We start from the raw sequence: 11734 nt of genomic DNA on the forward strand, positions 1-11734 counted from the left end.
GGCACCCTGCGGGGTGCCTGTTCATTTCATCACAAGGAGGAGAGGCGATGATCATCCGGCAGGCAACACAGGCAGACATTCCCGCGCTGGTGACCCTGCGCATGGCGCTGTTTTGCGAGGTGGGGGAGCTGAGCGAGCCGTTGGCCGATCTGCCGCTGTGGCAGGCCACCACCGCCTATTTCAGCACGGCGCAGGCCGAGGAGCGTGCCCGCTCCTGGGTGGCGGAGGTGGATGGCGAGGTGGTGGCGAGCGCAACCCTGGCGCTCTTCGTGCGCCCGCCCTATCCCGGCAATCTGACGGGGAGGGAGGGCTATCTGCTCAACATGTATACCCTGCCTGCCCATCGCCGGCAGGGACTGGCCGGTGCCCTGCTGGACCAGATGGCGGACTATGCGAGGGGGCAGCAGTTGGGCCGGGTCTGGCTCCATGCCAGCGAAGAGGGGCGGCCCCTCTACGAACGGATGGGATTTGTGAGCAACCCCGCCTATCTGGAGTGGCAACCCGGGTGATCCCGCTTGCCGCCCTGCCCGTATCACGCCTGCCAACGGGATACGGGCGCTGCGAACCTCTCCCTTGCTGTGGCAAAATCTCGGCCAAATTCTGATCGAGTCACCATGCTCAACTATGATCAGCCTCAACAGGATCGTGCCGGTTCACCCTGACGCCGAGTCTTGTGCCCGTTCCCACCTTGTCAGGTCATTACAGAGGTATGACACCCATGTTCAACAACAAGCTGAAGGCGCAACTGCAGGCCTGCCAGGCACAGCTCGCCGAGTCACAGGGCTTCGTGGAAGCGGTCAAGGCCGGGATCGCGACCATCATCTTCACCCCGGATGGCGAGATCCTGGAGGCCAACCAGCCATTTTTGAGCCTGATGGGTTACAGCGCCATGGAGCTGCAGGGTCAGCACCACCGAATGTTTTGCAGCCAGGAGCTGGCCCGCTCCGCCGAGTACCAGCAGTTCTGGGCCCAGCTCAAGCAGGGAAGGGTCAAGTCCGGCATCTTCTCGCGCCGCAACAAGCGGGGCGAGGTGGTCTGGCTGGAGGCCAGCTACTTCCCGGTAAAGTCGCAGGGCAGGGTGACCCAGGTGATCAAGATCGCCAGCGACGTCACAGCGGAGCATCAGCAACTGCTTAACCAGGAGGCGGTCTCCAAGGCGCTCGAACGGTCGCTTGCCATGATCGAATTCACCCCGACCGGTGACATCCTCTCGGCCAACGCCAACTTCCTGAGTTGCGTCGGTTACACCCTGAACGAGCTCAAGGGGCGCAATCACCGGATCCTGTGCGATGACGCCTTCTATGAGGAGAACCCCCGCTTCTGGGAAGAGCTGGCTCAGGGGCAATTCAAGTCCGGGCTCTTCCTGCGGCGCAACAGCCATGGCGATGCGATCTGGCTGGAGGCCACCTACAACCCCATTCGCGACGAGAGCGGCAAGGTGAGCCGGGTCATCAAGTTTGCCAGCGACATTACTGATCGTGTCACCAAGAGCCATGCGGTGCGCGATGCCACCCAGGTGGCTCACGCCACAGCGCAGGAGACCCTGCGCTGTGCCGAACAGGGGGCAGAGTTGCTGCGCTCCGTGGTGGAGACCTCGTCGCTCATCAGCGAGCAGGTGGACAAAACCATCCTGCTCATCAACCAGCTCAACGAGCAGTCCAGAAGCATAGAGGCCATCGTCTCCACTATCAGTAGCATCGCCGATCAGACCAATCTGCTGGCCCTCAATGCGGCCATCGAGGCGGCCCGCGCCGGCGATCAGGGGCGCGGTTTCGCAGTGGTAGCCGACGAGGTGCGCCAGTTGGCGGCCCGCACGTCGCTCTCCACCGACGAGATAGCCAAGGTGGTGCAGAAGAACCGCGAGCTGACCGCCAGAGTGACCGACGACATGGCCAGGGTGGCCGGTAGCGCCGAGCTCGGCAAGCAGCAGATCGACAAGGTCAACGAGGTGATGGTGGAGATCCGGCAGGAGGCCAACAACGTCTCGGCTACCGTCTCCAGCCTCTCCATCTAGTCAGCTGGCGGCCCAGTCTTCATGCGGGCCGCCTTGACCACTATTTCAACGACCTGCACACAATGTGAGTAGTCGAAATCCCAATCTGAACCCCTGCTGTATCGCTCCCTGCTTGTGAATTGCCCGTCGGCAGCAGCCTGTTTAGGCTTGCCGCCTCATTATTTCTGGAGCAGATAAAGACGATGGCAACGAGAAGAGAGGGCAGGGCGCTGGCGCTGCTGGCAGGTGTGGTGGCAAGCGTGGGACTGAGCGGCTGCATGGGGCAGATGGGGCTCTCCTCCATGGTGACCAAGGGCAACCTCAGCGTGGTGGACAACCGTTACGGCCGGGCCGGGGTCTTCATCCTGCTCTCGCCGGTCTACGGTCTGGCGGCCACCGCGGATCTCTTCGTGTTCAACACCATCGAATTCTGGTCGGGCAAAAACCCCATCACCGGCAAGTCGCCGGCGCTGGTGGATCAGAAGCTGGACGCCCTGATCAAGGTCAACCAGCATCTGGATCCCTCCCTCAACAAGGTGCCGCTGGCCCTGCTGCCGCAAGGGGTACGCGAGGTGGAGGTGAGCTACCCGGACGAGCGCACCGCCCAGATGGAGGTGCACTACCTGGACGGGCGCAGCAGCCTGATGCGCGGCGAGAAGCGCGGCGAGCTGCTGGATATCTACTTCGACGGCCGGCTGGTGTCGACCCTGACGCCGGCCCAGCTGGAGGAAAAAGCACGGACCGGTAGCGCCGAGGTATAAATTCATCTGAATCCAGATCTATTCCTCTCTGGATAAGGTATACCTAGTCAGCAGGCAAGATCGCCAAGATGACCAGGGATACAGGCTATGACGGTGAATGGATTGCGGTTGGCAGAGTTGATTGGTTCCCTCAGTCATGCGCTCGACATGACTGAGGGTCAACCAAGAGGGCACTGTATTCGCTGTTGCTGGATAGGTTCCCGTCTGGCCGAACGGTTGGCGCTGGATGCTCGACTGCGTCATGACCTCTATTACATGCTGCTGCTCAAGGATCTGGGGTGCAGCAGCAATGCGGCCCGTATCTGCGAACTCTATCTCACCGACGATCTTCACTTCAAACGCGACTTCAAGCTGGTGGATGGCTCTCTCTCCGAGGTGGTCAACTTCGTGCTGGGCCACACCGGTCTGCAGGCGGATCTGCTTGGGCGTTTTCGCAGCCTGTTTCACATCTTTCGCAACGGCGATCAGATAGCCAACGAACTGATCCAGACCCGTTGCCATCGGGGGGCGGACATCGCTCGTCAACTGCGTTTCAGTGAAGAGGTCGCCACCGGTATCCTCTCTCTGGACGAACACTGGAACGGCAAAGGTCGGCCGTTGCAACTGGTCGGTGACGCGATTCCGCTCTTCTCTCGCATAGCGCTGCTCTGCCAAGTGGTGGATGTGTTTCACGCCGCCGCAGGCCCTGATGCGGTGCTCAAAGAGCTGCGCGAGCGCAGCGGCAGCTGGTTTGACCCTCAATTGGTTAGCGAATTTGAAGCCTTGGCGGATGGTGATTTCTGGCAAGGGCTGGCGGATCCCAAGCTGACTGAGTGGGTGTTCGTCCACCCGGCCGGGCAGAGTGAGGTCGCTCTTGATGAAGATTATCTGGACGAGATCGCCGCGGCATTCGGCCAGGTGGTGGACTCCAAAAGTCCCTATACCGCCGGTCATAGCGGCCGAGTGGCACTCTATACAGACATTCTTGCCACTCAGATGGGGTTGTCCGAGCAGCGACGACGCTGGCTCAAGCGCGGTGCTCTGCTCCATGACGTGGGTAAGCTGGGGGTGAGCAATGCCATTCTCGACAAACCGGGCAAACTTGATGCGCAGGAGTGGGCCGCTGTGCAGATGCACGCCGCCTATACCGAGGAGATCCTGAGTCGCATAGGTGCGTTTGAAGAGCTGGCGCAAGTGGCGGGTGCCCACCATGAGCGCCTCGATGGCAAGGGTTACCCTAAAGGATTGAAAGGGGACGAGATAGCCTTGGAAACCCGCATCATCACCACGGCCGACATTTTTGATGCCATCACTGCCAAACGGCCCTATCGTGGAGCCATTCCGGTGCCCCAGGCGCTGGAGATGATGGCCGAGAATCTGGGGACGGCCATTGATCCGGATTGCTTTGCCGCTCTGCAGGCGGGGATCCAGGATTTTTCCCTCTATCTCCCGCTCGAGCAACCGCTGGCAAACGCCAGTTAATATTTGCGCCATATCGGGCTTCAGTCATTTGTCATTGGCCTGAGACGACAACGCCCCGCTTTGCGGGGCGTTTTGCTATGGGCGGCTCTGGCTGCGGGGCGGGTGCATCACCAGGCCCAGCAGCCGGCGCAGGTGGGTGAGCTGCTCGGTGAGCTGCAGGTTGAGCCACAGATAGCCGCTGATGGCAGCCTCGCCGCCGGCGTCGATCCGCACCCTGCCGGCCGCCTCCTGCAGGCGGCTGATGGCCAGCTCCGAGCCCTGCAGCTCGCCGCTTTTGAGCATCAGCGCCAGCTCGCTCATCAGCGCCTCGGTCGCCTGCTGGCAGGCGCGCAGTTCCGGGGTGCTCTGCATCAGAAAGTGGCTCTGGCGATCGCGCCAGTAGGTGTTGGCCAGCATCTCCAGGGTGCAGAGGGTGTTGCGCATGGTGGTCTGGATCGCCTCGAACAGGGCGCTGCCAAGGCGGGTCTCCTTGACCGCCGGGGTCAGTAGGGGGCGCAGGCTCACCATCTTGGAGAGCAGTCTGGCGTGGCTGTGGGCGAGCCGCGGTCGCTCCAGCACGTTGGGGGAGAGGTGGGTGTGATAGAGCCGCTGGGCCTGCTGCAGGGTGTCGTGCATCTGCAGCCGCCAGTGGCTGTAGGCGCGCTGGGGATAGATGCTGCAAAACAGCAGCGCCAGCAATGAGCCCAGGATCACGTCGGCACTGCGCCACAGGGCGGTCTCGATGTCGCCGGGCATGGCCCCCATGGTGACGCCGAGGGTGATGCCGATGAGCAGCCCCACGTAGGGACGCTTGCCGAGCGCCAGATAGCCGCACAGGAACATGATGCAGCCGCACCACAGCAGCATCAGCGGCAGGGAGTAGAGCTCGAGATAGAGCGCCACCACCCCACAGCTGGCGCCGAAGATGGTGCCGACCACCCGCTGCAGGGCGCGCGACAGCACATTGCCCCAGAACGAGATGGGGCCCATCACCACCACCAGGGTGATGAGGGGCCAGGTGCTTTCCGGCAGTTTCAGCTCGCGGGTCAGCAGAAAGGTGAGCATGAAGGCGAGCGCGATGCGCAGGCCGTGGACGATGCGGTAGTGACCGTAGATCAGCAGATCGAGTCGGGAGAGGGGGGCATTCAGGCGCAAGGGACAAGCCTCGGATTCATGGGGGCAGCCACCCCGCCACGCCCGGCGGGGTGGAGACCGGTATCAGGCCACTCGTCCCTGGAGTGGGTGGATCCAGACCCGCTCGCCGACCGCGATGGCCGGCTGGGCGGGGACGATTTCAATCAGGCAGTTGGCATCACTCATGGAGCTGAGGATGCCGGAGCCCTGCGGCCCTGTGGTGCGTACCCGCAGCACGCCGCTGGCGTCCTGATGGAAGATGCCGCGCAGGAACTCGGTGCGCCCGGGTCGGCTCTTCATCTGCTGCTCGGCCAGGGCTGAGAGGCGCAGCGGCTGCCACACCCGGCCCTGCAGGCGGGCGATGGCGGGCTCGACGAACTGCAGGAAGCAGATCATGGCGGCCACCGGGTTGCCGGGCAGGCCGAAGAAGGGAGTCTGCCCCAGCTGGCCGAAGGCGAGCGGGCGACCCGGCCGCATCTGGATGCGCCAGAAGGCGATCTGGCCAAGCTCGGCCAGCACCTGCTTGATGAAGTCGGCATTGCCCACCGACACCCCACCCGAGCTCAGCACCAGGTCGGCATCGGCCGCGGCCTGTGCCAGTTGCCAGCGCAGGATGGCGGGATCATCGGGGATGATGCCAAGGTCCATCACCTCGCAGCCGGCCCCGGCGATGAGCGCCATCAGGGTGAAGCGGTTGCTGTCGAAGATGTGGCCGGGGGCGAGCGTCTCGCCCGGTGCCTGCACCTCGTCGCCGGTGCTGAACAGCGCCACCTTGAGCGGCGCGCGTACCGTCAGGGTTGCCTGCCCCAGAGAAGCCGCCAACCCGAGCTGAGGGGCACCGAGGCGGGTGCCGGCCGGGATGGCGACCGCACCTTTGGCGAGATCTTCGCCAGCCTGACGCACGTTCTGCCCCGCCTTGACAGGGGCGCTGACGCTGACCCATTCACCGTCAAGCCGGGTCTCTTCGCGCATCACCACGGTATCGACACCGGGGGGCAGCGGGGCGCCGGTCATGATCTGCACCGCCTGTCCGGCCAGTACCGGCTCGCTGCGCGGCTGGCCCGCCAGCACTTCCCCTACCAGTTGCCAGCGGCCGGCGGCGAGATCGTCGCTGCGCAGGCCAATGCCGTCCATCGCCGAGTTGGCATGGGGCGGCACATTGATGGGGCTGACGAGATCCCCCGCCAGCACGGCGCCGTGGCAGCGGGCGAGCGGCAGGTCGATGCTGCGGGTAGAGGGGACGAGTGCGTCAAGAATGGCCTGGCGCGCCCCCTCGACCGACAGAAAGCCGTTGCCAGCCTCCTGCTCCCGCGTCTGGCTCTCCTTGAGCCAGTGGCAGACGAAGTCGGCAATGGCCTCCAGATCATTGATGTCGAGCCGGGGCAGGGTGGTCTCTACGGGCTGATCGCTGGCCAGGGCGATGATGTCACCATCGTCAGGGAACAGCAGCGGCTTGCCGATGGCGGCGCGGTGCAGCTCGATTTTCGGGAAGTGCTCATGCTTGAACCCCTCCACCAGCAGCAGGTCGAGGCTGCGCTGATCGAAGCTGGCCAGCAGCTCGCGAAAATCGGCCTCACCCAGATCGGTCTCGATGATGCGGGCGTGACGGCGGCGGGAGGCCACCATCATCTGGCTGGCGCCGGCCTGGCGCAGGCGGTGGCTGTCTTTGCCCGGCTGGTCGATGTCAAAGTCGTGGTGGGCGTGCTTGAGCACCCCGAGGCGCAGACCGCGGCTCACCAGCAGGGGGATGAGCTGCTCGAGCAGGGTGGTCTTGCCGGTGCCGCTCCAGGCGGCAAAGCCGAGCAGGGGCAGGGTGGGGGCCGGGATCATGAGGTGGCTCCTTGTCCGGTCGCGGCGTCTGGCAGGCGCGCCTCGTAGGCGGCCAGCTCGTCCGGGCTGTTGAGATTGATGAAGGCATCCGGTTGGTCGGCAAAGCTCACCACCGCCATATTGTGGCGGGCAAACCAGATATCGATTTTGCGCTCCCCCCCGGCCAGCGCGGCGCAGAGGGAGGGGAGCAGGGACTTGTGCAGCAGAGCCACCACGGGTTGCAGCCAGTCGCCGTCATGGGCCACCACCAGCTCGGTCTGCGGGGTGAGGGCGGCGCGAAAGCGCGCCATCAGATCGCGGGGCAGGGCGGGGCCGTCGCAGGGCACGAACAGCACCCAGTCGTGGCGGGCGGCACCAAGGCCCGCCTGCATGCCCGCCAGCGGGCCGAGATAGTCGGGGTTGTCGTCGCCGATGACCGGGGCCAGCGCCTGGTAGCGGGCCTGGCTGCGGTTGGCGTTGATCAGGATCTCGTCCACCTGGGGTCTCAGTCGGTCAAGCACGTGGTCGATGAGCGGGCGGCCCGCCAACTCGACCCAGCCCTTGTCGGCACCCCCCATGCGGGTGGCGCGGCCGCCGGCCAGCACCACGGCGGAGACGGGAAAGCGGTCAGTACGAGGTTCGCTGTGTGAGGTCATGTCGCTCGATGATTTTCAAAGGAGTGGGTTCGTGCAGCCGGCCCCGGGCGAGGGTCCATTGCCGCTCGCACAGGTCGGTCAGATCGTTGCTCTGGTGGCTGATGATGACCAGGCCGCTGCCCTGTTCCCGCAGATCTTGCGCCATGGCGGCCATCAGGGCAACCGAATGTGCATCCAGATTGGCGGTGGGCTCGTCCATCAGCAGAAACGCGGGCTGCAGCGCCCAGGCGCGGGCCATGGCCAGCCGCTGGCGCTCGCCGCCAGACAAAATGCTGATGTGCTCCCGTGCCAGGCTCTCCAGTTCGACCCGGCGCAGCGCCTCGAACACCCGCACCTCGTCGGCGGCGCGATGGCCGAGGGCCCAGGCCACGTTGTCGTGCACGCTGCGATCAAACAGGTAGGGGGTCTGGTGCAGGTAGGTGACCCGGCCCGGCCCCGGATCGCGCTTGAGCCACTGGCCGAGCTTGCCGCGCCAGCCAGAGGGGAGGTTGGTGTGGCCCCGGGTCGGGGTGAGCAGGCCGGCCAGGATCTTGAGCAAGGTGGTCTTGCCCACCCCGTTGGCGCCGCGCAGCCAGACGGCGTCGCCGGCCGCGATGGAGAGCTGCTCAATCTGAAACAGGTCGCGCTCGCCAAAGCGCATCATCAGCTGGTGGGCGGTCAGGGCCATGGCGTACTCCAGTGGATGGACGGTGGGGGCATGGTCAGTTCTTCAGATAGCTGTGGCCACGGCACGCGGTCAGCAACAGGTTGAGCAGCAGGGCCAGGGCCAGCAGCACGATGCCGAGCGCCACCCCCTGGGTGAAGGCCCCTTTCTGGGTCTCCAGCGCGATGGCGGTGGGGATGTTGCGGGTGAAATGCAAAATGTTGCCCCCCACCATCATGGAGCAGCCCACCTCGGTGACGATGCGGCTGAAGGCGCCGATCACCGCCGCCAGCAGGCCGAAGCGGCACTCGCGCATCAGCCCGAGCAGCGCCCTGGGCCAGGAGAGCCCCAGGGTGCGGGCGGTCTCCCAGGCACGCCGGTCGCTCTGCACGAACGCCGCGTGAGCCATGGTGGCGATCACCGGAAAGGCGATCAGCATCTGCCCCACCACCATGGCCTGCTGGGTGAACAGCATCTTCCAGTCGCCGAAGGGGCCGGCCCGCGACAGCAGCATGTAGAGCAAGAGGCCAATCACCACGGTCGGCACCGACTGCAGGGTATTGATGCAGGAGAGCCAGAGCCAGCGCGCCGGAATGGGCAGATAGGCCAGCGCGAAGCCGAGCAGCAGGGCCGGCAGCAGCACCAGCCCGAGCGCGAGGCCCGACACCGAGAAGGAGACCCCCACCACCTGCCACAGCTCGGCGTCACCACTGAACAGCAGCGAAAGGGCCGCCAGTGTGGTTTCGATCAGGGTCGGCATCGGGCGCCTCCGTCACTCAAGGTGGCGAGGGGCGCCAGGGGCTGGTCGAGCAGGGTCGGCCTTGGCATCACTGCGGCTTGGCGTCGGCCACGAACAGCGGCTGGCCGGCCACCTTGAAGTCACCGATAAGCTGCTGACCGTGTTTGGAGACCAGCCAGTTTTTCAGGGTACGGGCCCCTTCGGTGTTGAGATCCGGGTAGCGCTTGGGGTTTACCAGGATCACCTGATAGGGGTTGAACAACCGCTTGTCCCCCTCCAGCTGCACGGCGAGATCCAGCTTGCTCTGGTAGGCGAGCCAGGTGCCGCGGTCGGTCAGGGTGTAGGCCCCCAGCTCCGAAGCCATGGTCAGGGTCGGCCCCATGCCCTGGCCGATGGACTTGTAGCCGGCGAACTCGGGCTTGACGTCGGCCGCCTGCCACAGGGTCTTCTCCTTGATGTGGGTGCCGGACTCGTCCCCGCGGGAGATAAAGGTCTGCCCCTTCTCCTTGATGGCCTCCAGCGCCTTGGCGGCGTCGTGCAGCTTGCCAAGACCGGCCGGATCTTTCGCCGGGCCGACGATGACGAAGTCGTTGTACATCAGGTGCTCCGGCTCGATGCCAAAGCCCGCCTCGACGAAGGCCTTCTCGGCAGAAGGGGCGTGGGTCATCACCAGATCCGCGTCGCCGTTCTCGCCCATCTTCAGGCTTTGGCCGGTGCCGGCCGCCATCACCTGCACCGGGTAGCCGGTCTCCTTGGTGAACTGGGGCAGCAGCCAGCCCAGCAGGCCGGACTGTTCGGTGCTGGTGGTGGTGGCGAGGCGGATGGGGGCCCTGGTCTCGGCATGGCTGGCAGCGCTCCAGAGCGGCAGGCTCAGCAGCAGGGCGGGGGAGAGGGCAAGGGCGAGGCGTTTGCGCACTGTGGCTGTGATCATGATATCAGGGTACCCGGTGATGGAGAGAGGGCAGGACTAAGCAAGCAGGGTGCCAAGCTGGCCACATGCCTTGTTCGGCACGGTTTTTAATGTGAAAACAGTTGGTTAAGCGCCCTAATTGCGTGATGGCGGCGTCGCTTTTAATAAACGGAGTTGGCACTTGGGGCCGGTTAGCGACAAAATGTCCCACAGTTTATAAGGTCGGTGGAACAATCCCGGAACCTTGTCGAATCTGAGGTACTTTTTTCATGACTGCACCCGCCAGCCGCTGGTCCGCCCTCTCTTTGCTCATCGTCGACGACGAACCCGGCATGCGCAGCTTCCTCGCCAAGGCGCTGGCCCGCCGCTTCGCCCAGATAGAGACGGCCGCCAGCGTGGAGGAGGCCGAAGCCCTGCGCTGTCGCCTGCATTTCGATCTCATCATCGCCGACATCCGCCTGCCGGGGCGCTCCGGCATCGAGTGGCACGAGGCCATCGATCCCGCCACCCGGCGCAGCGACATCATCTTCATGACCGGTTTCGGCGACATGGATACCGCCCTCAAGGCGCTGCGGCTCGGCGCCAGCGACTTCATTCTCAAACCCTTCAACCTGGATCAGATGGTGCAGGCGGTGGACAGGGTCATCGAGCGCCGCCAGATGGAGCGGGAGAACCTGCTGCTGCGCCGGGAGGTGAGCAAGCTGTTCCCGCCCACCCTGATCGGCGACAGCGCCAGGACTCGCGAGCTCAAGACGCTGATCGCCCGGGTCGCCCCCTCCAACGCCGCCGTACTGGTGGAAGGGGAGTCCGGCACCGGCAAGGAGCTGGTGGCCCGCGCCCTGCACCAGCTCTCCGGCCGGATGGGGGCCTTCGTGCCGCTCAACTGCGCCTCCATCGCGCCCGAGCTTTTGGAGAGCGAGCTGTTCGGCCACGTGCAGGGGGCCTTTACCGGCGCCCGCAAGGGGCGCGACGGCCTGTTCCGGGTCGCCCATCAGGGCACCCTGTTTCTGGACGAGATCGGTGAGATGCCGCTCGCCATGCAGGCCTCCCTGCTGCGGGCGCTGGAGCAGAAGGCCATCCGTCCGGTGGGGGCCGAGCGCGAGCTTTCGGTGGATGTGCGCATCGTCGCCGCCACCAACCGCAACCTGAAGGCGGAGGTGGAGGCGGGCCGGTTTCGTGAAGACCTCTTCTATCGCCTCAACGTGGTGGCGCTGCCGGTAGCCCCCCTGCGCGAGCGCATCGACGACATCCCCGCCCTGGTGCACCACTTCACCCGCCAGCTCACCGCCGAGATGGGCATGGGCGCCCTGCACTGGACCCATGAAGACGTAGTTGCCATGCAGGCCTACCCCTGGCCTGGCAACGTGCGCGAGCTGCGTAACCTGATCGAGCGCTGCCTGCTGCTGGGCAAGCCGCCCGCCGAATACTGGCAGAGCGCCAAGCCGGCCGAGTCGGGACGGGGGGAGGAGGGCTATCCGCTAGAGTGGGCGCTGGCCGAGGTGGAGAAGGCCCACATCCTGCAGGTGGTGGCGAGCTTTGACGGCAACAAGTCGGCCGCCTCCCGGGTGCTCGGGGTGGCGCGCAAGACCCTGGAGCGCAAGTTCAAGGAGTGGGCCATCGAATGAGCCGGCTCGCCCCTTGCCGCCGGA

The 11734-nt window shown here is 65.1% G+C and carries 11 protein-coding genes; 5 read left to right on the forward strand and 6 right to left on the reverse strand.

The genetic code is table 11. The annotated features are described in order from the left end of the window. Nucleotides 1–47 precede the first annotated feature (47 nt). The 4 genes from AB5Y95_RS21375 to AB5Y95_RS21390 all read left to right on the forward strand — a co-directional run bounded on the left by AB5Y95_RS21375 (nucleotide 48) and on the right by AB5Y95_RS21390 (nucleotide 4215). Nucleotides 48–509 (forward strand): GNAT family N-acetyltransferase, encoded by a 462-nt coding sequence (locus AB5Y95_RS21375; RefSeq protein WP_017778430.1) that lies wholly within the window; start codon nucleotides 48–50, stop codon nucleotides 507–509. 209 nt (nucleotides 510–718) lie between these two features. Beyond that, nucleotides 719–2014, forward strand: a complete 1296-nt coding sequence (locus AB5Y95_RS21380) for a PAS domain-containing methyl-accepting chemotaxis protein (RefSeq protein ID WP_010633277.1) — start codon at nucleotides 719–721, stop codon at nucleotides 2012–2014. 119 nt (nucleotides 2015–2133) lie between these two features. Beyond that, a complete protein-coding gene (locus AB5Y95_RS21385; RefSeq protein ID WP_368162027.1) occupies nucleotides 2134–2754 on the forward strand; it encodes a DUF3332 domain-containing protein in 621 nt (206 codons plus the stop codon). 87 nt (nucleotides 2755–2841) lie between these two features. Continuing rightward, nucleotides 2842–4215: an HD-GYP domain-containing protein gene (locus AB5Y95_RS21390; protein ID WP_124250748.1), complete on the forward strand. Its 1374-nt coding sequence runs from the start codon at nucleotides 2842–2844 to the stop codon at nucleotides 4213–4215. Nucleotides 4216–4290: 75 nt separating this feature from the next. Here AB5Y95_RS21390 and AB5Y95_RS21395 read toward each other — a convergent pair whose 3' ends face one another. From AB5Y95_RS21395 to AB5Y95_RS21420, 6 genes are all read right to left on the reverse strand, one after another. Continuing rightward, nucleotides 4291–5349, reverse strand: coding sequence for an FUSC family protein (locus AB5Y95_RS21395; protein WP_010633280.1), 1059 nt, complete (start codon nucleotides 5347–5349; stop codon nucleotides 4291–4293). A gap of 63 nt (nucleotides 5350–5412) precedes the next feature. Then, a complete protein-coding gene (locus AB5Y95_RS21400; RefSeq protein WP_368162029.1) occupies nucleotides 5413–7158 on the reverse strand; it encodes a bifunctional molybdopterin-guanine dinucleotide biosynthesis adaptor protein MobB/molybdopterin molybdotransferase MoeA in 1746 nt (581 codons plus the stop codon). Then, nucleotides 7155–7793 (reverse strand): molybdenum cofactor guanylyltransferase MobA, encoded by a 639-nt coding sequence (gene mobA / locus AB5Y95_RS21405; RefSeq protein ID WP_244365519.1) that lies wholly within the window; start codon nucleotides 7791–7793, stop codon nucleotides 7155–7157. Before mobA ends, AB5Y95_RS21400 begins: the two co-directional genes overlap by 4 nt. After that, entirely contained in the window at nucleotides 7765–8460 is a 696-nt protein-coding gene (locus AB5Y95_RS21410; protein ID WP_017781957.1) for an energy-coupling factor ABC transporter ATP-binding protein, read from the reverse strand. Before AB5Y95_RS21410 ends, mobA begins: the two co-directional genes overlap by 29 nt. Nucleotides 8461–8494: 34 nt before the next feature. Continuing rightward, on the reverse strand, nucleotides 8495–9196 hold the full coding sequence (locus AB5Y95_RS21415) for an ABC transporter permease (RefSeq protein WP_010633284.1): 702 nt from the start codon (nucleotides 9194–9196) through the stop codon (nucleotides 8495–8497). A 67-nt stretch (nucleotides 9197–9263) separates the two neighbouring features. Then, nucleotides 9264–10106, reverse strand: coding sequence for a substrate-binding domain-containing protein (locus AB5Y95_RS21420; protein ID WP_368162033.1), 843 nt, complete (start codon nucleotides 10104–10106; stop codon nucleotides 9264–9266). Between the two features lie 248 nt (nucleotides 10107–10354). On the opposite strand from AB5Y95_RS21420, the gene AB5Y95_RS21425 reads away from it, so the two are divergent. After that, complete coding sequence (locus AB5Y95_RS21425) at nucleotides 10355–11710, forward strand: sigma-54 dependent transcriptional regulator (protein ID WP_195878925.1); 1356 nt, start codon at nucleotides 10355–10357, stop codon at nucleotides 11708–11710. Nucleotides 11711–11734 lie beyond the last annotated feature (24 nt).

This window comes from Aeromonas sp. R5-3 (genome assembly GCF_040908225.1).
GTDB classification, from domain to species: Bacteria; Pseudomonadota; Gammaproteobacteria; order Enterobacterales; family Aeromonadaceae; genus Aeromonas; species Aeromonas dhakensis.

What these genes read in the sequence shown, in the direction of transcription:
- AB5Y95_RS21420 (WP_368162033.1), bottom strand. Translation starts at nt 10,106, where the DNA reads ATGATCACAGCCACAGTGCGCAAACGCCTCGCCCTTGCCCTCTCCCCC.
- AB5Y95_RS21400 (WP_368162029.1), bottom strand. Translation starts at nt 7,158, where the DNA reads ATGATCCCGGCCCCCACCCTGCCCCTGCTCGGCTTTGCCGCCTGGAGC.
- AB5Y95_RS21415 (WP_010633284.1), bottom strand. Translation starts at nt 9,196, where the DNA reads ATGCCGACCCTGATCGAAACCACACTGGCGGCCCTTTCGCTGCTGTTC.
- AB5Y95_RS21375 (WP_017778430.1), top strand. Translation starts at nt 48, where the DNA reads ATGATCATCCGGCAGGCAACACAGGCAGACATTCCCGCGCTGGTGACC.
- AB5Y95_RS21410 (WP_017781957.1), bottom strand. Translation starts at nt 8,460, where the DNA reads ATGGCCCTGACCGCCCACCAGCTGATGATGCGCTTTGGCGAGCGCGAC.
- AB5Y95_RS21380 (WP_010633277.1), top strand. Translation starts at nt 719, where the DNA reads ATGTTCAACAACAAGCTGAAGGCGCAACTGCAGGCCTGCCAGGCACAG.
- AB5Y95_RS21425 (WP_195878925.1), top strand. Translation starts at nt 10,355, where the DNA reads ATGACTGCACCCGCCAGCCGCTGGTCCGCCCTCTCTTTGCTCATCGTC.
- mobA (WP_244365519.1), bottom strand. Translation starts at nt 7,793, where the DNA reads ATGACCTCACACAGCGAACCTCGTACTGACCGCTTTCCCGTCTCCGCC.
- AB5Y95_RS21390 (WP_124250748.1), top strand. Translation starts at nt 2,842, where the DNA reads ATGACGGTGAATGGATTGCGGTTGGCAGAGTTGATTGGTTCCCTCAGT.